Here is a 23,143-nt window from a genome sequence, read left to right as displayed (position 1 = left end):
GCAATGTATCAAAGGCAACAAATTGGCAGAAATAAGTACCTATAATGTGTATATAAAATATGCGTGGGCGCATGTTTTCTGTGCTGTAATTGAGATGTGTCTATATGAGGTGCTTTGTATCGTGAGAACGAATCGGTGTTAACGCTAGCCAGTCTGTACTTACTTGGTTACACTTGCATTTAAAGCAGCTATTCCTCAATTCAATCAGTTAAGGTAAAACAGTCCATATGCCAGAAATTCAGTTTTTAAACGTCGATCTTGAGCTAGAGTCAAAGCATGACATTAGTGCCTTAGTCAATGATTTAAAGCGCAACGCTATCGTCTTGCATTACGATCAAGATGAGTACCGCCAATTGGCGCGTATCGAAGCTGATGCCGAAGTGCTCAGTCCAGATAAGGCGATTAACCACTTGTGTGAATTAATTGAATCCTGCTCGAAGCCTGCCTTGAAGCAGTGGTTGTCATGCACTAAGCGGACATTTGATATCGGATTTAACTCTGGTAATGAACCAAAGTGTTATTCACAGGCGTTGCATGCGGACACTTTGCTGCGTATTTCTGCAATTGGTGCGGGAATAGAAATAACTTTGTATCCTGCTGAGTGATAACTCTAATTGCTGAGGTTTTGGTTTGCCAACCTTCTCCGTGTTGGCAGCATCTCCTCACGAAGCAAGGCTAATATCACTATATCTATCCTTTCTAGTGGCCTTCGGCAACTGCGCAAAGTGGTTCGGCTCGTACCTATAAAATTAATTTTGTTAATTTTAAATTAACAGGTTGATAATTTTTTAAATAAGTTTTATCTTCTTCTACTCAAACACGCGGATTATTGTCAGGAGTAGAATATGAATACATTAACAAAATTTACATTGACTGCCTTAGCTGCCATGAGCTTAAACGGTTATGCAGCCAATTCTGAGCTACAGGTTCAACAAGCATTTCCAGCACTGGATGTGTTTAACCCTGCGGGTTATCAAGTTGTTGACATTAAAAAGCAGCTAGCTAAGCAAGTTGCACGTCAATTGCCAAGTATTGCCGCTCCTGTCAAAGCGCAAATGAGCCAGTATCGCTTACAGGTTCCTCTTTCATCAGACTTAGTGCCAGCGTCTTTAGAATCCAATATTCGTACGGCCAACAGTTATACGCGATCTCTCAAAGGCTTATCTGAATCGGATGAATCTATTTACCAACTGCGTCTTGCTGACAGTGCAATGCTGAGTGCTTGGCAGCAAGGAGAGCCAGTTCTCGTGGCATTTGCACCGAAGGGAGACGATAAGAGCTGGGTGCATGTAGAGGCATACGATGAACAAGGTAATGTGCATTTACTTGATGCTAAGAAGATGCCACAGCAACCCGTATTAATCGTTGAAATAGATAGTAGAAAGAGCCTTAAAGAAGGCTTGGCTGTCATGCAACGAGAATTTAGCAAGCACCGTGGTGTGTCACTGCCTAAACAAAAACAGTTTTTTGAAACGCAAAGTGACACACAACCGATTTCTACCAGCGTGTTGAATCGTATTCGTTTAAATGATGATGAAGAACCTTGGATTTCGGGTGCAGCAGAAGTATATGGGGTCGTAACAGGGGTGAGTCCGAGTCGAGATGAACCAGTACTTGATATCGTCGATATGCCTTATTTAGACCATGACGGTCGAGACTATACGCCTAACCAAATCATTATTCATTGGGAGCGCTATCGCTGGGAAGCGGCAGACTTACTGCTAATGGAACAAGATGATAACACCAATTACAAAACGTTGGCGACGACCTTCTTGGATATAGTGACACAGGTTATGCGCACGATTCCAGATCCCAACGTACAAGGTTACGCGATTATCCCACAGTTGACTAATCAGCTTATTAAAGCCATGCCGGATTCTTGGTTTACCAATGATGATGACTATGTTGATGTTTTTTATACCTTATTTGAAGGTCAGCAATACACTGGTTACATGGGAGCCAGTGGAAATGCAAAAATCAGTTTATCTCCCTTAACCATCAACCCTAGGTGATTTCCCGTTGAGTCGGTTAGCGGCCTGAAGGATTAGGCCGCCTTTTTATTCATAAAAACTAGTTAGAAGCGAAAAGTAAAAAGCCACCTTATCGGTGGCTTTTTTTTGTGTTGACCAGGTGTTTACCAAATTTGCTGAACAAACTCAGGGTGATCTACAAATGGATTGCGGTTGCCCTGAAACTCATAAGCTGCTTGATTACGCGCACGTTCAATCGCATCAACAGGATCAGCCTCATGCCAGCGTTTTAGCATCGCGACAACCCAAGGCTCAAATACTTGGTTTGCGCTCCCATTGAGCACAGCATCGCTATACTCGGTATTGTTTTGCCAAGTACTGATCACATCTTCGTAGCGAGTCGCCATATAAAAATAGGCTCTTGCAAAGTCACCTTTGAACTGATCGATTGGTTCAAAGACAGTACCTGAATAGTTTAGGCTAGTTGCTGCTGATCCCAGCTTACTGCCATTACTTGAGGTATAACTGGCACTTGCTACTTCACCGAATGGGAAGTTACTACGTTTTGAGTTTACATATCCATCGGTCGCGAAAATATGATGAATATCTGAGTTCATCGGCTCTATTTTGCCGCCAAACCAGCTTTTTGGAAATGAATGCTCACGGTTGTAACAATCACCTTCAACACTGTAGGTACCACATTGGTTGGTGACAGCAACATAGCTTACAGCATCATTACTGCTAGGTCTTTCAGAGTAGCGATCTAATACTGAGTTATCATTTTCAAAATAGTTATCACGCTCAGATTGGTCGATAAACTGCCAAATAGCGCTGTAACCTTGTGATTGATGATTGCTAATAATGCTATGTAATTGACTTTTTAACGCATAACCAGTCAAACCAGCGGCAGAGGCATAGTATTGTGATGGGTCGGTTGGTGTTCCGCCGCCATTGTCACTACCAATTGTAAAGGTATGCTGTTGTTGCGAGGTAAAGCTGCTGCCTGAAGCAAGCGTCCCCCCTGGGCCAGTTAAGCTATAAGAGCCATTGCCATAGCTACAACACATGCCATCGCCATAACTGTCTAGCACGGTGAATGTGTAACTATCATCAACAACGCACAAAGATTCACTGTGGGTCGTGTTACTGGCGTAGCCGCTGCCACTGGCGATTTGTGTGTTACTGCTATTAGTCAATGTCCAACTGGTTTCTGCACCGTAATTATCCGTTGTTAAAGATAAGTTGAGTTCGGTATTTTGACAGCCAGCTGGTGGTGGTGGGGTGGTTGTGGTGGTTGGTTGGAAGTCGTCAATATATACCACTTCGTTGCCGTCAAAACCGGTGTCGTCATAAAAGCGTAAGCCAACAGAAATTGACGTATTGGCGGTTGCTGTGTATGAATGACTGATCTGCTGCCATTGGTTTAACGTGAATGGGTCTGAATAGCCATGGTAGCCATCAACCACCAAACGTGCTTTAACACCTCTTCAGTATGATAAACCCAAGTACTGAAGGTATATGTTTGCCCTGCTTGCACCGCGACAAGTTGCTGTAGGTCTGTGCTACTTTGGGTGCCCGTTGTGACGGTTACTTGTGCAGCGGTTTGACCCGTTTTAACAATATTGCTTGTTGCGCTTACGGCAATGCCTGAATCGATGGTGGTCCAACCGGTTGGCTGATTTTGTTGCCAATTTTCGAAATCACCATTGCTAACTTGTGCTGCGGCATACTGGCTGCAAATAGCTGTACTTAAGGCAAACGCAAGCTTTTGTTTATAGGATAGTTTCCCGTGTTTCATTTTTGATCTCTTTTATTAGAATTAATATTTTTGCTTTTATTTAAACAAAGGCCGAGCTTACTGAACCTTTGTTATTGCAATGTTAATATTAGAGTGGCTATATTTAAAGCAAATCTTTTAATCTGTTTTTGTTGGTGTTTTTTGTTATTAATAACCAAAAGGAATATAAAAGCAGATCTTTGTCTTTTTGTTGTCCGCATAGATCAGTATGCTGCAAACTATGAAATTACTTGTTGTACGTTATTGTTGAGCAAGTGACACACCAATTTAAGCAAGAGACGTTTTAGGGTTACGGGGATTATTCAATGTTGTTAAGTCAACTTAGCGCTGCGGCCAGCCCGCTTACGCAAGAGCAAGTGCAGAAATTACAAGGTTTAGTGGCCGAACTAAACCCCATCCAGCAAGCCTGGGTAAGTGGTTATTTAGCAGCCAGTGCAAACTCCGCTGCATTAGCAGGGAATGTGGGCATGCCAGCGACGGCAGTAGAAGCCGCTCCGTTAACTATTTTATATGGCTCTCAAACTGGTAATGCTAAGGCAGTGGCTAGTCAGTTAAAAGCACAGGCCGAATCTAGAGGGCTGAGCGTCAAGCTCATTAATATGGCGGACTACAAGACCTCTGCGCTGAAAAAAGAGAAATTCCTAGCAATTGCCGTATCAACATACGGTGAGGGTGAGCCGCCTGAAGATGCGGAAGCATTACACGCGTTTCTTGCAAGTAAAAAAGCGCCTAAGTTAGAAGGTGTGAAGGTAGCCGTAATCGGTCTTGGCGATACCAGCTATGAATTTTTCTGCCAGACAGCCAAAGATTTTGAACAGCGTTTAACGAATTTAGGCGCGGATGTGGTTTATCAGCGTGCTGAATTAGATGTGGACTACGAAGAGTTGGCAACACAGTGGATTGCTGGCGCATTGGATGTATTCGAACCTGAATTAAAGTCACAGCAGGATGGTGCTTCTAATGTGGTAAACATACCAACGTCAGTGGCGACAGCCACAAGCCAGTATACCAAGCAGAATCCGTTTGCAGCAGAGCTGTCTGTGGTTCAAAAGATCACGGGCCGCGATTCGACAAAAGATGTACGCCACGTCGAAATATCTTTAGACGGTTCGGATATCCGTTACTTACCAGGCGACTCACTGGGTGTGTACTTCTTAAATGATGAAGCTCTGGTGGATGAGGTACTTGAATTACTCGCCATTGCTGATGATACGAAAGTGACCGTAGCGGGTGAAAGCATCGCCGTGCGTGATGCGTTAATTGAAAAACTAGAACTGACGCAGTCATATCCTGGTTTTGTTGAAAAGTATGCGCAGGCGACTAACAATGCGCAGTTGCAAGCATTAGTTGAAGATAAAGCCGCGTTACGTGAATACATTGAAGCGAGACAAATTTTTGATGTGATCAAACAAAACCCTGCGGCAATTGATGCACAGTCCTTAGTTGATTGTTGTCGTAAGCTGCAAGCACGTTTGTACTCAATTGCTTCGAGTCAAACCGAAGTAGAAGACGAAGTACATTTAACAGTGGGTCTGGTTGAATTTGATGCATTTGGTGAAAAGCACTTTGGAGGGTGTTCGGGTTACTTGGCAAACCGTGCTCAAGAGGGCGCGAAAGTTAAAGTATTTAGCGAACATAATGACAACTTCCGTTTGCCTGCAAATGATGAAACACCGGTCATCATGGTGGGGCCAGGCACTGGTATTGCACCGTTTAGAGCATTTTTACAAGAACGAGATGCGCGTGAAGCGGCTGGTGACAACTGGCTGTTCTTTGGTAACCCAAACTTTACTCAGGATTTTCTGTATCAAGTTGAAATCCAAGGGTATGTGAAGTCAGGTTTACTGAACAAAGTTGACCTTGCATTTAGCCGTGACCAAGCTGAAAAAATCTATGTACAAGACCGCTTGCGTGAACAAGGCCAAGAAGTCTTTGCATGGCTTGAGAAGGGTGCGCATTTTTATGTGTGTGGTGATGCTACTCGCATGGCTAAAGATGTACATCAAGCTCTGATCGATATTATTAAAGCCCATGGTGGCAAAGATGATGAACAAGCTGAGCAGTATCTGAAAGAGCTGCGTAGCCAAAACCGTTATCAAAAAGACGTGTACTAACCGGCTGTCTGAAGCATTGAAGTACACAACACTGACCGTCACAGTAGAATTTTTAGGATAAGCCATGAGCACCGAATACAAACCAAATAGCAAACTAGACCCAAATGCAAAGTTTGCTGATAACGAACGCCTGAAAACACAGAGCAACTATTTGCGTGGCACCATTGAAGCCGATCTTCAAGACCAACTAACAGGTGGTTTTACAGCGGACAATTTCCAGCTGATCCGCTTTCACGGTATGTATCAGCAAGATGACCGAGATATTCGTCCGGAACGTGCTAAACAAAAGCTAGAGCCGTTACACAATGTAATGTTACGTGCTCGTATGCCTGGTGGCATCATTAAGCCCAGTCAATGGCTAGCAATTGACAAGTTTGCTGAAGAAAAGTCTATGTATGGCAGCATTCGTTTAACAACACGTCAAACGTTTCAATTTCACGGTGTGTTGAAGCCCAACATTAAAGAAATGCACCAAATGCTAAATAGTGTTGGCATTGACTCCATTGCTACCGCTGGAGATGTAAACCGAAATGTGTTGTGTACTACCAATCCAGTTGAGTCACAGCTGCATCAGGAAGCATACGAATGGGCAACTAAGATCTCTGAACATTTGCTACCCCATACCAAAGCGTACGCTGAAATTTGGTTGAATGGTGAAAAAACTGAGACCACGGAAGAACCCATTTTGGGCTCTACCTATCTGCCTCGTAAGTTCAAAACCACGGTTACGATCCCGCCAAACAATGAAGTGGATGTACATGCTAACGATCTTAACTTTGTTGCAATCGCTGATAACGGCAGGTTAGTTGGCTTTAACGTGCTGGTGGGTGGCGGCTTGGCAATGACGCATGGTGATGTGAATACTTACCCGCGTAAGGCCGATGACTTTGGGTTTATTCCACTTGAGCACACCCTAAAAATCGCTGAACACGTTGTATCGGTACAACGTGATTGGGGTAACCGTGTAAATCGTAAAAATGCCAAAACCAAATATACCTTGGATACGTTTGGCGCAGAAGCTTTCAAAGCTGAAGTTGAAAAGCGTGCAGGCGTTGAGTTTGAAGCAAGTCGCCCGTATGAATTCACTCATCGTGGAGATCGCTTTGGTTGGGTTGAAGGCATTGATGGTAAGCACCATTTAACCCTATTTATCGAAAATGGTCGTATTTTAGATTATCCAGGTAAGCCGCTGAAAACGGGCTGTCGTAAAATTGCAGAAATTCACCAAGGTGATTTTCGTATGACAGCAAACCAAAACTTGATCATTGCAGGTGTACCGGCGGATCAAAAAGCTATCATCGAGCAGTTGGCACGTGAACATGGCCTAATCAATGATGGCCATTCTGAGCAGCGCAAAAATTCAATGGCGTGCGTGGCATTACCAACATGTCCATTGGCGATGGCAGAGGCCGAGCGCTACCTACCAGACTTGGTAACTAAGGTTGAAGGTTTACTCGATAAGCATGGTGTGAGCGACGATAACATTATTTTGCGTGTTGTTGGCTGCCCGAATGGCTGTGGTCGCGCGATGTTGGCGGAAATCGGCTTAGTGGGTAAAGGGTTAGGTAAATACAATGTTTACCTTGGCGGTAACCGTGAAGGTACCCGAGTACCTAAGTTGTATTTAGAAAACGTAGGAGAAGATGTTTACTTGCCTGCGTTGGATGAGCTGATCGGCCAGTGGGTGAATGAACGTCAAAGTGATGAATGCTTTGGGGATTTTGTGATCCGAAAAGGCATCGTGGCTGAAGTGAAAGTGTCAAAAACGGACTTTCACGCGTAACTAATAAGTGAATTGGCAAGCATTTGCTTGCCATGCTGGGAATGAGAATGAGTGAATATAAACAACTCTTACAGGTAAGTGGAGAAGCGCAAACGGCACTATTGGCACAAGCCAATGAATTGTTGCTGCCGATGAGTCCACAGCAGCGAGTCGCATGGGCGCTGGAGCATTTACCAGATACGGCTTTTTTATCTTCAAGTTTTGGTATTCAGGCCGCGGTGATGCTACATCTGGTGACATCGGAGCGCATTGATATCCCTGTTGTCCTTACAGACACAGGGTATTTGTTTCCAGAAACCTATCAGTTTGTGGACTACCTTACAGAGCGCTTGAATTTAAACTTAAAAGTGTATCGAGCCCCGATCAGTCCTGCTTGGCAAGAGGCCAAATATGGTAAGTTGTGGGAGCAAGGGCAAGAGGGAATTAAGCAATACAATACGCTGAATAAAGTTGAGCCAATGACTCGCGCACTCAAAGAACTCAACGCTGGTACTTGGTTTAGCGGTTTGCGTCGTGATCAGGCATCCAGTCGTGCGGATAAACAAATTTTAGAGATAAGCCGTGGTACGGTGAAGGTGTATCCAATCATTGAGTGGAACAACCGTGATGTTTATCAATACTTAACCAAACACGATTTACCTTATCACCCACTTTGGGAGCAAGGTTATGTGTCGATGGGCGATGTTCATACAACACGTAAACTTGAGCCAGGCATGAGTGAAGAAGAAACACGTTTCTTTGGTTTAAACCGTGAGTGTGGTTTGCACATTGATGGTGACGGTATTTAACGCTTCCAAGCCATGGATGAAAACAAGCACATCCCTAGGTTGTGCTTTTTTATTGTCTATTGCCTAGCGGACAGTTGTTATCCTTTGCACAAACCTGCGCATGGACATTCAGGTAATCATAAAGCCATTGCTAATCTGTTGATGGGTAGCAAGTGGATACTGGCTGTCAGCTGTGAGCCCGAAGTTAAGTCAGTCGTTTCCTAGGTAGAGCAAGCGTGTTAGACTTTTCAGTGGAGTTATATTGAGGCAAGTACAGTGAAGTATTTTAGTTATATGTTGGTTATGATCATGCTCATAGGGCTTGGCTCTTTGTTTGTGTTAAAGCGACCGGATGGCAAACCTTGGTTGAGTTTGAGTTCTATAACTCAAAAGACAAAAGAATCAACAAGTAACGTCTTTGACGATGCAAAAAGTACGCTCAATAATTCGCTCAAGCACATTGCAAGCTCTTCGACAAAAACGCCCTCTGGCAGTATCTACAAATGGCAAGATGCCAATGGGAATTGGGTGTATTCAGATCAGCCCAATCCGAATGGTCATAGCCAAACTCATGTATTAGATACCAGCAAAGTAACCATAATGGCCGCAGAAGACACCGCTATATTAAAAGACTTAGCGGCTCAAAAGGCGCAAATTGAAGCTAAACTTAAAGTCCCCTCCGCGCTTAACCCTAGTGATGTAAAACAATTGATGTTGGATGCGCAAAATATCCAAAAACTGATGGACGAAAGAACTAAAAAGATCGATCAGGCCATCGAGGGTCAATAGCACCACTCATCATTACTGTGTAGCGTAGACTTGCTTAGCAACCTTGTGGGCAATGGCCAAACTTGCTGTCAGCCCGGGAGATTCAATGCCAAATAAATTGATCAGCCCTTTGATGCCGTGCTGATGATGGTCTTGAATCACAAAATCTTGAGCGCCTTGTAATTGTAGTTTAGGACGTATACCACAATAGCTAAGTTGTAAACGTGTGCTGTCGAGTTTTGGCCAGTAGCGTTTAATTGCCTCTACAAAATGTGGCTTGGCATGCTCGCTGGGCGTGTAATCAAGCTGGTCGATAAATTCAGTATCAGGTCCGAATTTGAGTTGGCCTGCCAAGTCAAGAGTGGCATGAATACCGAGCCCATGTTGTTCTGGCATGGGGTAGATCAAATGTTTAAATGGGTGCTTGCCCTGATAGCTAAAGTATTGGCCCTTACAATAGTGTAAAGGTGGAATATGGTGCTTAGCTAAAGCGTCAATGTTGCTGGCACACGCTTGGGCAAAGAGCCCTGCGGCATTGATCAGGGTCTTACATTTGAGATAAAACACTTCCTCGTCACACTTTAGGGTGACAATAAAGTGCTCGCCGTCAAAGTGTGCTTTGATAAATTGCGTGTTATTAACGTAATGGCCGCCATGTTGAGAGAGCTTATTGAGGTATGACAACATCAGTTGATGGCTGTCGACGATACCTGTAGAAGGTGACCAGACGCCAGCCGCCGCGTTTATTTCTGGCGCTTTTGTTCGTAACTCTGCGGTACTGAGAAACTGTAGATCGGTCACCCCATTGTTACTAGCTTGTGCTACCAGAGCATGCAATTTTTCATTTTCTGACTCATTGGTGGCGATAAGCACTTTTCCTATTTTTTGTGCAGGTACGTGATAGCGCTCGCAGTGCGTGTAAAGTAGCGCTTTGCCTGTGACGCATAGTTGCGCCTTTAAACTATTATCAGGATAGTAAATACCAGCATGGATCACCTCGCTGTTACGGCTACTGGTGTGCTCGCCAAACTGAGCATGTTGTTCAATAACAATCGTGTCTTGCTGTTCACTGAGGATGGCGGCGATGGCAAGGCCAACAACACCTGCACCAACCACTAAAGTATCTACCTGTTCCATAAGCATATCTGTGAAAAAGAAGTATCGGTATGGTAGCAAAGGCTGGAGCTGGGTACTAACGATTCTATGACTTTACAGGGCTGAGAATGAGACATGTTAATGCTTAGACATATTATTATTTTGCGCTTTACAGCGCGGATATTGAATCGCCAGCTGGATCCGATAACCAGTCTACCAAAAAGTCCCTCGAATTATTGTGTGTCGGCTAAACTAATGGTTACAAACAGTATGACAGAATTATGTATGGCCAAATCCTTAAAGATAGCCTTGTATGCGTTCATAGTTTGTGTTGTCAGTGCACAGGCGCAAGTGATAAAAGTGGTTGGTGGGCATAACCCTTGGCCACCGTATATTGAAAATGATGGCTCGGGTTTGGTGAGTGACATTTTGCACGCTGCGTTTGGCTCTCAAGATGTTGAACTGGAAATACAAACCGCGCCATTTAGTCGCATGCTAATATTGCTAGAAGAGCGAAAAGTAGACTTGATAGCGGCACTGTGGTGGACTGAGCAACGTCATAAAACTATTCTATTTAGCCAGCCTTATTTTCACAACGAATTAGCCGTTGTGAGTCATAAAGATAGCCACGCTGATTTTCGTGGGGCAAAGAGCCTGCGCTATAAAACCGTTGCTGCTATTAGGGGCTATGCATATCACGAATTGCTGGACAGTATCGAGCAGATCAAAGTGATAGATGTACACAGTTTACATGCGTGCTTAGAGATGGTTCAAAAACGTAGAGCAGACTTTGCCATCGCAGACGTTTTGGCATTTACGCATGAGCAAAAAAACTCACCAGAGCTGAAAGATTTGATAACGCATATGCCGGTGTTACTGAGCTGGCCATTACACATCGGGGTGAACCGAGCACACCCGCATGCAGAGGAAATCATCGAGCGCTTTAACTTAGGTTTAGCAGAACTAAAAAAAACCGGTCGTTATCAGCAAATCATCGCTAAGTATTTGCACGAGGACGAGCAACAATAGCAGCCGTCATTCGGCTGACGCAGCATAACTCACCCTTAGCATTGGTAATTTTTACTTCCCATACCGAGGTTCGTTTACCGAGGTGTAGCGGCTTGGCTATCGCAGTTAGTAGGCCATTTCTGGATGCTTTTAGGTGATTTGCATTGATCTCTTGGCCGACACAGTAATAGTGCTCAAAGTCCACAGCAAAATTGGCAGCATAGCTGGCCACGGTCTCTGCTAACGCGACATTTGCCCCTCCATGAACCATACCAATTGGATTGTGATGATGAGGTGTGGCTGGCATTGTGGCAACGAGGTAGTCGTCACCGATTTCGGTTATTTTGATGTCTAAGGTTTTCATCAAGGAGCCTTTACCATGGATACCCTCATCGAGCTGTTGGCAAAGTGATAAGGTAATAGGGCGATACCAGATAGACATAGGGTTCCTTTTCAGTTCTCAAGGCTGCCCAGTGTATTGAATATAAAGCTTTAAGTCACCGGTTTTAGATGAAGTTGCGACAGCACAGCTGCCATCGCAACGATAGGTTAGGCATCTGCAAGCATATTTCTGAGTACATATTGCAAAATACCACCATGTTGGTAGTAATCCCATTCTTTGGGCGTGTCTATTCTGACATCTACCAAGAACTCAAGCTGCTTACCATCATCTCTGCTGGCAATGATTTTAACTTCGTCACAGTTGTCACATAACCCCATCACTTCGAAACTTTCTTCGCCGCTTAAGTTGAGGGACTCATGGCTGTCAGGGTGTTTGAACTGAAGTGGCAATACACCCATACCAATCAGGTTTGAGCGATGTATACGTTCATAACTTTCTGCGATAACGGCTTTGACACCAAGTAGTAACGACCCTTTCGCCGCCCAATCTCTAGAGGAGCCGGTGCCATACTCTTTGCCTGCCAAGATAATCAAGGGCGTATCGTTTTGTTGATATGCCATGGCCGCGTCAAAAATACTCATGGTTTTACCATCAGGTATAAAGCGGGTAACCCCTCCCTCTGTGCCAGGGGCAAGCTGATTGCGTAAACGTACATTGGCAAAAGTACCGCGCATCATCACTTCATGATTGCCTCGCCTTGAACCATAGGAGTTAAATTCACTGGGCTTAACACTCTGTTGCTGTAAATAGCTCCCAGCAGGAGATTGCGCTTTGATATTACCGGCAGGAGAAATGTGGTCCGTAGTGACCGAGTCCCCTAATTTTGCTAAACATCGCGCACCCTTGATATGGGGGAGTCCTGGTGGGGTTTTACTCATATCGGTAAAAAATGGCGCATGGCGAATATATGTGGAGTCATCTTGCCAAGGATAGAGCTCGCTGGCTTGGGTGCTGATCTGCTGCCAGTGATCATCGCCGCTATATACTTCTGCGTAGTTCTTAGCAAACATGGATTGGGTGACAGTTTCATCAACTATTTGTTGTACTTCGCTTACACTTGGCCAGATATCTCTTAAGTAAATATCATCACCTTGGGCATTTTGGCATAGTGGCTCATTGTACACATCAATGTCAGTGCGCCCAGCAAGGGCATAGGCCACGACCAAAGGAGGGGAGGCTAGGAAATTCATTCTTACGTCTTGGTGAATGCGTCCTTCAAAGTTGCGGTTCCCTGAAAGCACGGAGCTAACGATTAATTTATGCCGGTTGATTGCATCGCTTATTTCTTTGGAGAGTGGCCCAGAATTACCAATACAGGTTGTACAGCCATAGCCAACCAAATTAAAGCCTAACGCATCTAAATGCTTGAGCAAATCTGCGCGCTTAAGGTAGTCGGTCACAACCTTAGAGCCTGGGGCTAATGAAGTTTTAACCCAAGGTTTAGGTTTGATACCCAGCTCATGGGCTTTTTTTGCAACCAAGGCTGCGGCTAGAATTACACTAGGGTTTGAAGTATTCGTACAACTAGTAATAGCAGCAATAACGCAGGCACCATCATCAAGCTGTATGGTTTGGCCCTTATAGTCGAACTCTGCAACACCAAATACTTGCGCTTCACCGAGCGGCTCTTTGGACTGCCCACCTTCGGCGACGATTTGTGCTTCATCTTGACTCAGGTGGCTGTCGTTACGTTGGTCCTGCATCACCTTGAGATGTGCCTTTATCTCGTTACCTGCTTCGTCCAAATTGATTCGATCTTGTGGTCGGGTCGGACCTGCAATGCAAGGGACCACCGTGTTTAAGTCCAGCGTCAGCACATCACTATATTCTGGCTCATCACCCGTCTCTCTCCACATACCTTGATGTTTGGCGTACTCTTCAATGAGTGCGAGTTGCTCCTCACTACGGTTGGTTAATCGCAGATACGAGAGGGTTTCCTCATCGATTGGAAATATGCCACACGTGGCGCCATATTCAGGAGCCATGTTAGCAATGGTTGCACGATCGGCTAATGGCAATTGAGCGAGCCCATCACCAAAAAACTCAACGAACTTACCCACTACACCATGCTGACGCAATTGGTGTGTAATGGTGAGTACCAAATCAGTTGCGGTGGTGCCTTCGGGTAATTTACCTTCCAGCTTAAACCCAACAACCTGTGGAATGAGTAAACTGATAGGCTGGCCCAACATGGCGGCCTCAGCTTCTATACCGCCTACGCCCCAACCCAACACGCCTAAACCGTTAATCATGGTGGTGTGGGAATCTGTGCCGACCAGCGTATCTGGATAAGCTATGGTTTCTCCCTGCTCATCATTTTTAAATACCACGCGGGCTAAGTATTCAAGATTTACCTGATGCACAATGCCTGTGGCGGGGGGGACAACCTTCAAATTATCAAAGGCTGATTGGCCCCAGCGTAAGAATTCGTAGCGTTCTTTATTGCGTTGATATTCTAGCTTAGCGTTTAAATCGAAGGCGCCAGAAGTACCGTATTCATCGACCTGAACAGAATGATCAATCACTAGTTCAGCAGGAGAAAGCGGATTAATTCTTTTGGGGTCGCCCCCTAATTTAGCCATGGCTTCTCGCATTGCCGCGAGATCGACAATTGCGGGTACACCGGTAAAATCTTGCATCACTACTCGTGCGGGGGTAAAAGCAATTTCTTTATCTGGCGTGGCTTTGGCTTGCCAATTTAAGAGCTGTTCAATATCTTCTTTACAAACGGTACGACCATCTTCATGGCGCAGCAGATTTTCCAGCAGGATCTTCAAAGCAAACGGGAGTCGCCGCGCTTTTGCGCCTAAGCGCTTTAATGAGTACAGGTGAATTTGTTGCTGGTTGATTGTCAGCTGGGTCAGGGTGTTAAATGAATTCTGCATACTGCCTCCGCTTTAAAATTTGCTGAAGCGATGATTGGCATATGCCGCTTACCCTGCGGCATATTTTTTAGCCATATGACTAACTGTATTGTGATCAATTGCAAAAATTCAAGTTATTGAGTCGTTTTAGCCAAAAGAGATTGGCTTGCGACCCGTATTACTGTCCTTCTTATCTTTACGACTTCTATTGCGTTTTTTGCGCTGAGATGGTGCGGTTTGCACCTCATTGGACGTTTCGACTGGTGCAGGGCGCACCGCAGGCTCAACCCCCTCAGCCAAGGTCAGGCGGTAGCTTTCACCATCAAAAGTCAGTGTATCACCCGCGTAAAGCTTTTTACGCTTTACGGTGCAAAGGGCATCGTTTACAGCGACATAGCCTTCACCGATTAACATTTTAGCCTGTCCACCAGTCTCCGCTAAATCAAGAACTTTCAATAGATTACAAAGTTCTATTGGTTCTTCTTCCAATTCGATCTCGATATAATCTGAGTGCTCTTCCAACATTATTTGCTCACGTTCTAATCGTTTGCGTTAGTATACCTCTTTGCTGCGATGAGTGACGAAACTTTTTATAGCATTTGCGTGTCTTTAATGTAATTGAAGTAATTGGCGTGTATCTTGCTGCCAAAATTGAATGAGTTGATTGTTGCAATTTATGAAGAGGAGCAAACAATATGGGAATTCGTTCAGCATTAAAAAAAGAGTTAATGAACCCTGACGCTTTGGGGTTGATGACCGCCGATGATGTGCGAAGCTATCTTCAAAAAAACCTAAATCGCGTGAAGGATAAAAGTGCGCAGCAATTTAATATCATTGCGCGATTTAACGCCCATCATCATAAAGTCCAATCAGGTTTACCTGCACAAGAAGCCACCTTGGTTTATGAGCGTCATCGTTTGTTTAAAGAAGTACTTTACCCAAAGGCCGCCGTACAAAAGTGGCTTGCCCAACTGTGATCCACAGTGGCGGTTTATTTTCGAGAATCGACCGATACCTCTGATTGGGTGTCGGTCAGAAAAGTCACCTTAAGGTCACATTCTTTTGCCGCATCCATCAAGCTTTGAAAGCGACCCTGCAAAAGATTTTGGTCCATTAGATTCTTAATTGAACGTGTGAGTTTTGGCACCAAGTCAGCGTGTTTTTTGTGGACATAATGATATGCTTTGAGTTCTTCGGTCAGCGGTCTGGCATAAATCTCCGTCATACCAGAGGCACAAATAGTGCCAACGGCAAAGCGATCGTTTGCAATCAATGAGGGGGCATAGTTTTTTTGTAATGCACTAAAAGCGGATGTGTCATTTGCCACAATATTGCAGGATAACTGTCTTTTTTTACAAAATTGTTCGGATATAAGTGTGCCTTGAACAATCAAATGACCAACCTGCTCGCTAGGGCGGCAGTCTTTGGATTTTAGACAGTAAATAAAGAGTCTCACAGTCGACAATGGATAGGGAACTTGGATGAGGTTGTCATAGGAGGCCATGGCCTTGTCTATGCGGCCAGCATCTGCGTCAATTTCCCCGTTGTTTAATAATGCTAAGCCTCTCTTACTGGGCAAGTAGACTACGGTGGGGTCTATCGATAAAGGTTGATAAATTTCGCGTAATGCGGTTTGGACTTTATCTTTTCCTATCTGATATGCCAAACCTTCACTTACATTGATAACGTAAGTCGCGGCCCATGAAGTCACAGACAAGAACAAGCAAATAATTGATGTAATGAGCTTTGGCATTGCAAAGAATATCGTGTTTTTGTGTGTACACTTAGCATAGCAGAGCATCGCTTGAATGTGATTTGTGAGTGAGGTGTGGGTATACTGAGAACAATTTAACGACCGACATAAAAGGAGTCTGTTATGAGTAAACATGTGCTTGTTACTGGTGCTAACCGTGGCATTGGATTGGAGTTTTGCAAGCAGTATCTGGAGCAAGGCTATGAGGTGACAGCAGTGGTGCGCCAGCCATCTGATGAGCTTACGGCGCTCAATGTCACTGTGATAGCTGATGTCGACGTTAGTAATGCTCAGCAAGTGGCGACGCTGCCAGTAAAGCTAACGGGGAAAAACATTGATATTGTTATTAATAATGCGGGAGTGTTTCACAACGAAACATTAGAGAATATGGACTTTGTGGCAATTGAACGCCAATTACAGATCAATGCCATTGCGCCATTACGCGTTGTTCACGCTTTATTACCTTTGCTCAAAGCCAATAGTAAAATTGCGATGATAACAAGTCGAATGGGCTCTATTGCGGATAACGGCTCTGGTGGTTATATCGGTTACAGAATGTCAAAAGCGGCTCTGAATGCGGCGAGTGTCAGTCTCGCACATGAGTTAAAAGCACAGCACATTGCTGTGGGCCTGTTTCACCCTGGTTTTGTGCAAACACAAATGGTGAATTTTGCAGGGGATATATCACCGCAAGTTGCGGCAGAGCGATTGTGTCAACGAATAGACGAGTTAACTCTTGATAACACGGGTGGTTTTTGGCACTCAAATGGTGAAACTCTGCCTTGGTAATAGCCAGTTAGCGCTTTCTTCATGGCTTACCCTGAGTATAAGGTGAGCCATCTATCAACTGAGATTCAGTTAATTTATGCTAATATGTGAGAATCTTATAGGTTCTCAATACAACAAACAATCATGGAATTATCTGAAAACACACCACTTAGCTTGCCACTATTTTTACTTAACGATCAATTAGAGCAACGTGATATGGCTCGCCCAGACCTCATTATGGAAGTGGTGCTTGACGAAACCTTGTTGGCAAACTTGTGCCAAAACCCCAAAGCGGAAGAAAACATCAGTATTAATTTGGAAGGCTATCAACTCCATGCGCAGCAGGTCGAGTTTGAATCCATACTTACTGGCGAGCATCAAGCCCAGTTGTTGCTTAACCACGGCCCCGTGCTCAGTGCTGTACTGAGTTTGGATAACGATCAAGTGTTTATTTCTCCGCCCATGGAGATGATGCCAACGTTTGATTTAGGTGAAGAAGAGGATAGCTGATGAAAACACGTGCCTGGTGGATGTTGTGTGTCGCTGTTGTGCTGTCAGGGTGTGTGGCGATTGGCTTTAGCCACTACGATGATATATACGGTCCACAGCACGTACAGGTGCGGGAAGTTGGTGCTTCCAATAGTGACGGAGCGGGTTATCTACAGTTAGTCAAACCAGTATTAGAGCAGCGCTGCGTGGTGTGCCATGGGTGCTATGATGCGCCATGTCAGCTAAAACTGTCTTCTCCCGAGGGGATTGACCGGGGACTGAGCAAGGAGCGAGTGTACAATGGTACCCGCTTGCTAGCGCAATCCCCTAGCAGGTTATTGTTTGATGCTGACAACACCCAACAGTGGCGAGACAAAGGTTTTACCAGCGTTTTAAATGAGCGTCAGCAAAGTGAGCAAGCGAACTTGGGTGGCAGTGTTTTGTACAATACCTTGCTGCTAAAGATGAGCCACCCGTTTCCACAAGAGGGAGTGCTGGGGGGCGAGTTTGATTTTTCTTTAGATAGAGAACAAAGTTGTCCCAGTATGGATGAGTTTGCTAGTTTGGCAAAAGCCAAACCCCATGCGGGCATGCCGTATGGCTTACCGGCAATTTCTCACAGTGAGTTTAAACAACTAGAGGCGTGGCTTAAACTGGGTGCCAAAATGGCGCAGATTGCGCCTCCAACACAGGCAGAATTACAACAGGTGGAACGTTGGGAGCAGTTTTTAAACCAGCATGACCTGAAGTATCAATTGGCTGCAAGATATATTTATGAACATTGGTATCTGGCACATATTCATTTTCCAAAGTTCAGCGTTGAGAATTCTCCCAGCTTTTTTAAATTAGTTCGTTCGCGTACACCCCCGGGGCAGCCTATAGAGCTCGTAGCTACTCGGCGCCCTTATGATGATCCGGGCGTGAGTCGAGTCTATTACAGGTTGATGCATGACCGCAGTAGCATACTGGCAAAAACACATATGCCTTTGGCATTATCAGATCAGAAGATGGCGCGTCTTTACTCACAATTTATCGCGCCCGATTATCAAGTTGAGAAACTGCCTAGTTATGAGCCAGAAGTGGCCTCTAATCCTTTTAAGGCCTTTTCGGTCATTCCTGTTAAATCCAAGTATCAATTTATGCTGGATGAGGCGGAATTGATCATTAAAGGGTATATCAAAGGGCCTGTTTGTAGAGGTCAGGTTGCCCTGAATGTGATCAACGATCAATTTTGGGTGGCATTCATAGACCCTGAAAAAAACAGCATTCCTGCAGTAAGCGAACTACTAATGCGACATGAAGATGACCTTGCCTTGCCAGCTCAAGAGCAAAGCAATGTGTTACCTATTTCAAGTTGGGTGAAATATGCAAATCGCCAACATGAATACATTCGCGCGAAGACGCAACTTGCTAATGAGCTGCTAGCGGATGGCAAGTTGCTGACGACTGATTTGATTTGGCAAGGTGATGGTCACAATGATAACGCTGGGCTGACCGTGTTTCGCCATTTTGACAGTGCAACGGTGGTAAAGGGCTTTGTTGGACAAGCGCCAAAAACAATGTGGTTGCTTGATTATGCTCTGTTTGAACGGATCCATTACTTATTAGTGGCTGGGTTTGATGTATTTGGCAATATCGGGCATCAGCTACACACTCGTTTATATATGGACTTTTTACGTTTGGAAGGTGAGCAAAACTTTATTAATCTGTTGCCGCAAAATGTGCGCCAAGAGGTGAAAAACCATTGGTATCGTAATTCTCATGTTAGTTTGAGTGAATTTATTAACCGCAAGACTCTGCTGGCAGCACCTACAGGAATAGACTATGTTACCGATGACCCAAAAACAGAACTGTATGACAAGATAACCGCAGCGCTTAGCCCCGTATTGAGTAAGCGTTATGATTATACCTCTGTGCCTTCTGTGCTGACTCGCTTAAATAACTTACCTCATAAAGCGATTAATGTGCTGCCTCAAGTATCATTCATTTTACAAAGGCAGAAAAATGGCGAGCACAAGGCGTTTACCTTGTTGCACCATAACGCGCATTACAATATTTCGAGTTTGCTAAACGAAGATGGGCAGCGTGCTTTTGAAGAGGATACAGCCACGTTGGTTCCCGGTTTTATAGGTGACTACCCAGAAGCAATTTGGTACTTAGCAGATCAGCACAACACGCAAGCCTTTGTATCTCAGTTGGCCTCTGTGGAAAGTGAAGAACAATATCAAGATGTTACTGCTAAGTTTGCGATTCGGCGCACTCACCCACAATTTTGGCAATACAGTGATTTACTACATCAAGTCGCTAAAAAGTACCGAGGAATTGAGTACGGTTTATTTGATTACAATCGCTTGGAAAATCGTTAGCGCAACGTTTTAATAATAAAAGTTAAAGGCCAGCCAGTGCAGAAATCATCTTGCTGGGGTATGATATTGGCCTTTTCACAGCATAAAGAGAGAGCGCAATGTCAACCAATATCACTAAGCTGGTCGTGATGTTAGAAATGCAAAATGCCATGAATACAAAAGTACATGAGCAATGGTTTAACCAAGGGTTTGAATGGTATCGCGCAATTTGGGTTGAGTGTGCAGAAATGCTCGATCACTATGGCTGGAAATGGTGGAAGAAACAAACCCCAGATACAGAACAAGTGATTTTAGAGCTGGTGGATATTTTCCATTTTGGATTATCGCTGCGTATTGATGGCCAAACGTCGTACCAAGCGTTAGCTGAGCAATTAGATACCGAACTTAGCCAACCGCAAACGGCTGACGATTTCAAACAAACACTAGAGATGTTGGCTGCCAGCGCAGTGGCGGATAAACAGTTTAATGCTAAAGCATTTGCTGGATGTATGCAGCAGATAGGTATGGATATTGACGACTTATATCGCGGCTATGTCGGTAAAAACACTTTGAACTTTTTCCGTCAGGATCATGGTTATAAAGATGGTAGCTATATCAAAGTGTGGAATGGACAAGAAGACAATGAGCATCTTGTTGAAGTCGTGAAAAGTCTGGATACAGAACACCCTGACTTCGCGAAAAATGTCTATGCTGGGTTACAACAACGTTACCCAGCGTAACAGCTCATTTGATAGGTAATAAAGTCCTATAATCCGTGATGGATAAGTAGTCAGTGATCACATTTGCTGGTAACTTACTGTCAGGGTTGGCCACCGCTAGTAGGTGGCCTATACCAAACTCTTGCGCAGCTTTTAATACGCTCAAGCTATCATCAACGAATAAAGTTCGCTTCTTATCAAACCCTAAATCAGCCTCCACTTGTTGCCAAAGAGATTGGCTTTCCTTACTAACGCCATAAATATGGGTCGAAATGAGAACATCCATATAGTGTGCAAACTCAGTCAACTCGACTTTTAAACTTAGGCTGTCTGGGTGTGCATTAGTCAGAAGAATGAGCTCTTTTCCTGCGTCTTTAAGGGCAGAAAGAAATTCGGGGACATCCTCTCGCACGGAGATCAAATGCTGAATTTCTCTTTTCAGTGCCATAATAGGTAGCCCTAGCTGCTCTTGCCAGTAATCCAAGCAATACCACTGTAATTGGCCATGAACGGCTTCATAGCGCGCCAAAATATCTGCTTTGGCTTGTTCAAAGCTGATATTTTGTTTCTTGGCGTGTTCCGTGGGGATCACGTGCAGCCAAAAGTAAGTGTCAAAATGTAGATCGAGTAAAGTACCATCCATATCTAGCAGTACCGTATCAATTTCAGACCAATTTAGCATAGGCATTTATCGTCAAAGGATTTATGATTAAGTGTATAGCCATGATAACAAATTAATTCTTATGTCACAGAAAAAGCATCCACATCCCCCAGAAATCATTCATTGTGAAGTGGCAGCAAAAAGTCGCTTATTTACTGTAGAAGCACTGCATTTGCAGTTTTCTAACGGCGAACAGCGTCAATATGAAAGAATTAGAGGGGGTGGACGAGGCGCAGTGATGATAGTGCCAATAACTGCAGAAAATGAACTATTATTAGTGAGAGAATATTGTGCAGGGACACACAATTACCAGCTTGGTTTCCCCAAAGGTTTAATCGATCCAGGTGAAACACCGATTGAAGCGGGCAACCGAGAGTTAAAAGAAGAAGTCGGTTTTGGTGCAAAGCACTTTTGCGATCTAAAAACATTATCTTTGGCCCCGAGCTATTTTAACGCCAAAATGCATATTATTGTGGCAAAAGAGCTTTATCCTGAGCAGTTAGCGGGTGATGAACCTGAACCTTTGGTTACCGTTAAATGGCCTTTAGATCAATGGCAGTCATTATTGACACAAAGTGATTTCACGGAGGCACGTAGTGTCGCAGCGTTGTTGTTGTTGCAACAATATTTAGCGCAGGAGGTTTAATATGCAAAAATTGCTAGAACCTTGCATCTCGCTGGCAATCCGAGCGGGTGAGGCGATTATGGATATCTATCAAAATGAAGATATCGGCGCACAGGAAAAGTCGGATCATACTCCCGTCACCGCAGCTGATTTAGCTTCCAATGAAGTATTAATGGCGGGGTTGAAGGAAATTGCGCCAGACATCCCCATTATGTCAGAGGAAACCCCCATACCAGCCTTATCGTTAAGGGAAAACTGGCAGCGCTACTGGTTGTTAGACCCTATGGATGGTACGGGAGAGTTCATATTACAAAGTGGTGACTTTGCCGTGAATATTGCTTTGGTTGAGAATAACAAACCGGTATTGGGCGTTATTTATTGGCCTGCAAAGCAAACTACTTATTACGCGACGAAGGGACATGGTGCCTTTAAACGCACGCCACAGACGCAGGAACAGATATTTGTTGCGACGCCACAAAATCTAACTTTAGCGGTTAGTCGTAGACAAAAATTGGAAGCAGTCAGTCAATATCTCAATAGCCAATTTGATACGGTGGCGCTCGGCTCATGTTCACTTAAAGCTTGTATGATAGCAGAAGGAAAAGCGGACTGCTTTTTACGTGTTGGTCCAACGGGTGAGTGGGATACTGGGGCTTCACAGGTAATCGTGGAAGAGGCGGGCGGCTGCATCACGGATGCGGAATTTAATCCTCTTACATACAATCAAAGAGAGATCACAGAAAATCCAGACTTCATTGTCATGGGTCACCCAGATTGGCAATGGCAAAAGCTTATTACACCGCATCATCGTGGCTAAATATTGCGTTTTGGTTGATATTTGCTCGTTTAGAATACTGTCGTCTAGTTAAAGCTTGCATTTAAAATTGAATGCTATATGATAGCGGCCTCTTAGGAAGACAGGCTCTGAAACTCTTGTTAAAGGTTTGTTTTTTTAAAGGTAAAATTTAAAGCCAAGCTTTAAATTACAGGCGCGGGATGGAGCAGCCTGGTAGCTCGTCGGGCTCATAACCCGAAGGTCGTCGGTTCAAATCCGGCTCCCGCAACCACTTCTTTGTAAACATTAAAAGTCGTCGGTTCAATTTTCACACGTCACAGCTCCAACAACCACTTCTTTGTAAACATTAAAAGTCGTCGGTTCACTTTTCATAAGTCACAGCTCCCACAATCACTTCTTTGTAAACATTAAAAGTCG

At 44.4% G+C, this 23,143-nt stretch carries 20 protein-coding genes, 1 tRNA gene and 1 pseudogene; 15 read left to right on the top strand and 7 right to left on the bottom strand.

Annotated features, from left to right (window positions below):
- Window positions 1-227: 227 nt before the first annotated feature.
- Together C2M32_RS16270 and C2M32_RS16265 are read left to right on the top strand one after the other, a co-directional pair.
- Entirely contained in the window at window positions 228-605 is a 378-nt protein-coding gene (locus tag C2M32_RS16270) for a hypothetical protein (protein WP_105169382.1), read from the top strand.
- A gap of 240 nt (window positions 606-845) precedes the next feature.
- Window positions 846-2,012 carry a DUF3103 family protein gene (locus tag C2M32_RS16265; RefSeq protein ID WP_105169381.1) on the top strand — a complete coding sequence of 389 codons (1,167 nt, stop codon included), beginning with the start codon at window positions 846-848 and terminating at the stop codon, window positions 2,010-2,012.
- A 122-nt stretch (window positions 2,013-2,134) separates the two neighbouring features.
- On the opposite strand, the pseudogene C2M32_RS16260 reads toward C2M32_RS16265, so the two are convergent.
- Window positions 2,135-3,768, bottom strand: a pseudogene (locus C2M32_RS16260) (endonuclease).
- A 305-nt stretch (window positions 3,769-4,073) separates the two neighbouring features.
- Between C2M32_RS16260 and C2M32_RS16255 the strand changes: the two are divergent.
- From C2M32_RS16255 to C2M32_RS16240, 4 genes are all read left to right on the top strand, one after another.
- Window positions 4,074-5,882, top strand: coding sequence for an assimilatory sulfite reductase (NADPH) flavoprotein subunit (locus C2M32_RS16255; protein ID WP_105169380.1), 1,809 nt, complete (start codon window positions 4,074-4,076; stop codon window positions 5,880-5,882).
- Window positions 5,883-5,946: 64 nt separating this feature from the next.
- Complete coding sequence (cysI, locus tag C2M32_RS16250; protein WP_105169379.1) at window positions 5,947-7,665, top strand: assimilatory sulfite reductase (NADPH) hemoprotein subunit; 1,719 nt, start codon at window positions 5,947-5,949, stop codon at window positions 7,663-7,665.
- Window positions 7,666-7,712: 47 nt separating this feature from the next.
- The gene (gene cysH / locus C2M32_RS16245; protein WP_105169378.1) at window positions 7,713-8,453 is read left to right on the top strand and encodes a phosphoadenosine phosphosulfate reductase; all 741 of its coding nucleotides are present in this window, start codon (window positions 7,713-7,715) and stop codon (window positions 8,451-8,453) included.
- 255 nt (window positions 8,454-8,708) lie between these two features.
- Entirely contained in the window at window positions 8,709-9,221 is a 513-nt protein-coding gene (locus C2M32_RS16240; protein ID WP_105169377.1) for a DUF4124 domain-containing protein, read from the top strand.
- Window positions 9,222-9,233: 12 nt separating this feature from the next.
- On the opposite strand, the gene C2M32_RS16235 is transcribed toward C2M32_RS16240, so the two are convergent.
- The gene (locus C2M32_RS16235; protein WP_105169376.1) at window positions 9,234-10,337 is read right to left on the bottom strand and encodes an NAD(P)/FAD-dependent oxidoreductase; all 1,104 of its coding nucleotides are present in this window, start codon (window positions 10,335-10,337) and stop codon (window positions 9,234-9,236) included.
- A gap of 243 nt (window positions 10,338-10,580) precedes the next feature.
- Between C2M32_RS16235 and C2M32_RS16230 the strand changes: the two genes are divergently transcribed.
- A complete protein-coding gene (locus C2M32_RS16230) occupies window positions 10,581-11,324 on the top strand; it encodes a substrate-binding periplasmic protein (protein WP_234401321.1) in 744 nt (247 codons plus the stop codon).
- On the opposite strand, the gene C2M32_RS16225 is transcribed toward C2M32_RS16230, so the two are convergent.
- The 3 genes from C2M32_RS16225 to C2M32_RS16215 form a co-directional block, all read right to left on the bottom strand.
- A complete protein-coding gene (locus C2M32_RS16225) occupies window positions 11,293-11,745 on the bottom strand; it encodes a PaaI family thioesterase (protein WP_105169374.1) in 453 nt (150 codons plus the stop codon). The genes C2M32_RS16230 and C2M32_RS16225 overlap by 32 nt on opposite strands.
- A 107-nt stretch (window positions 11,746-11,852) precedes the next feature.
- Window positions 11,853-14,591, bottom strand: coding sequence for an aconitate hydratase AcnA (acnA, locus tag C2M32_RS16220; protein WP_105169373.1), 2,739 nt, complete (start codon window positions 14,589-14,591; stop codon window positions 11,853-11,855).
- A gap of 126 nt (window positions 14,592-14,717) precedes the next feature.
- Window positions 14,718-15,095: an RNA-binding S4 domain-containing protein gene (locus C2M32_RS16215; RefSeq protein WP_105169372.1), complete on the bottom strand. Its 378-nt coding sequence runs from the start codon at window positions 15,093-15,095 to the stop codon at window positions 14,718-14,720.
- 170 nt (window positions 15,096-15,265) lie between these two features.
- On the opposite strand from C2M32_RS16215, the gene C2M32_RS16210 reads away from it, so the two are divergent.
- The gene (locus C2M32_RS16210) at window positions 15,266-15,547 is read left to right on the top strand and encodes a hypothetical protein (RefSeq protein WP_105169371.1); all 282 of its coding nucleotides are present in this window, start codon (window positions 15,266-15,268) and stop codon (window positions 15,545-15,547) included.
- A 14-nt stretch (window positions 15,548-15,561) separates the two neighbouring features.
- Here C2M32_RS16210 and C2M32_RS16205 read toward each other — a convergent pair whose 3' ends face one another.
- Entirely contained in the window at window positions 15,562-16,281 is a 720-nt protein-coding gene (locus C2M32_RS16205; protein ID WP_234401320.1) for a hypothetical protein, read from the bottom strand.
- A gap of 165 nt (window positions 16,282-16,446) precedes the next feature.
- Here C2M32_RS16205 and C2M32_RS16200 point away from each other — a divergent pair, with 165 nt between their 5' ends.
- The 4 genes from C2M32_RS16200 (at window position 16,447) to C2M32_RS16185 (ending at window position 20,665) form a co-directional block, all read left to right on the top strand.
- Window positions 16,447-17,112: an SDR family oxidoreductase gene (locus tag C2M32_RS16200; protein ID WP_105169369.1), complete on the top strand. Its 666-nt coding sequence runs from the start codon at window positions 16,447-16,449 to the stop codon at window positions 17,110-17,112.
- Between the two features lie 123 nt (window positions 17,113-17,235).
- A complete protein-coding gene (locus tag C2M32_RS16195; protein ID WP_105169368.1) occupies window positions 17,236-17,601 on the top strand; it encodes a hypothetical protein in 366 nt (121 codons plus the stop codon).
- Window positions 17,601-19,946 carry a fatty acid cis/trans isomerase gene (locus C2M32_RS16190; protein ID WP_105169367.1) on the top strand — a complete coding sequence of 782 codons (2,346 nt, stop codon included), beginning with the start codon at window positions 17,601-17,603 and terminating at the stop codon, window positions 19,944-19,946. Before C2M32_RS16195 ends, C2M32_RS16190 begins: the two co-directional genes overlap by 1 nt.
- Window positions 19,947-20,044: 98 nt before the next feature.
- On the top strand, window positions 20,045-20,665 hold the full coding sequence (locus C2M32_RS16185; protein WP_105169366.1) for a dUTP diphosphatase: 621 nt from the start codon (window positions 20,045-20,047) through the stop codon (window positions 20,663-20,665).
- Between the two features lie 4 nt (window positions 20,666-20,669).
- Here C2M32_RS16185 and yrfG read toward each other — a convergent pair whose 3' ends face one another.
- Window positions 20,670-21,326: a GMP/IMP nucleotidase gene (gene yrfG, locus C2M32_RS16180; protein WP_105169391.1), complete on the bottom strand. Its 657-nt coding sequence runs from the start codon at window positions 21,324-21,326 to the stop codon at window positions 20,670-20,672.
- Window positions 21,327-21,387: 61 nt separating this feature from the next.
- Here yrfG and nudE point away from each other — a divergent pair, with 61 nt between their 5' ends.
- From nudE to C2M32_RS16165, 3 genes are all read left to right on the top strand, one after another.
- On the top strand, window positions 21,388-21,951 hold the full coding sequence (gene nudE, locus C2M32_RS16175) for an ADP compounds hydrolase NudE (RefSeq protein WP_105169392.1): 564 nt from the start codon (window positions 21,388-21,390) through the stop codon (window positions 21,949-21,951).
- Between the two features lies 1 nt (window position 21,952).
- A complete protein-coding gene (gene cysQ, locus C2M32_RS16170; RefSeq protein WP_105169365.1) occupies window positions 21,953-22,747 on the top strand; it encodes a 3'(2'),5'-bisphosphate nucleotidase CysQ in 795 nt (264 codons plus the stop codon).
- A 173-nt stretch (window positions 22,748-22,920) separates the two neighbouring features.
- Window positions 22,921-22,997: transfer RNA gene (locus C2M32_RS16165), tRNA-Met, on the top strand.
- Window positions 22,998-23,143: the final 146 nt, after the last annotated feature.

It is taken from the genome of Pseudoalteromonas sp. T1lg23B, from assembly GCF_002964665.1.
GTDB lineage: Bacteria > Pseudomonadota > Gammaproteobacteria > Enterobacterales > Alteromonadaceae > Pseudoalteromonas.
This window is presented reverse-complemented; position numbering and strand designations above follow the sequence as displayed.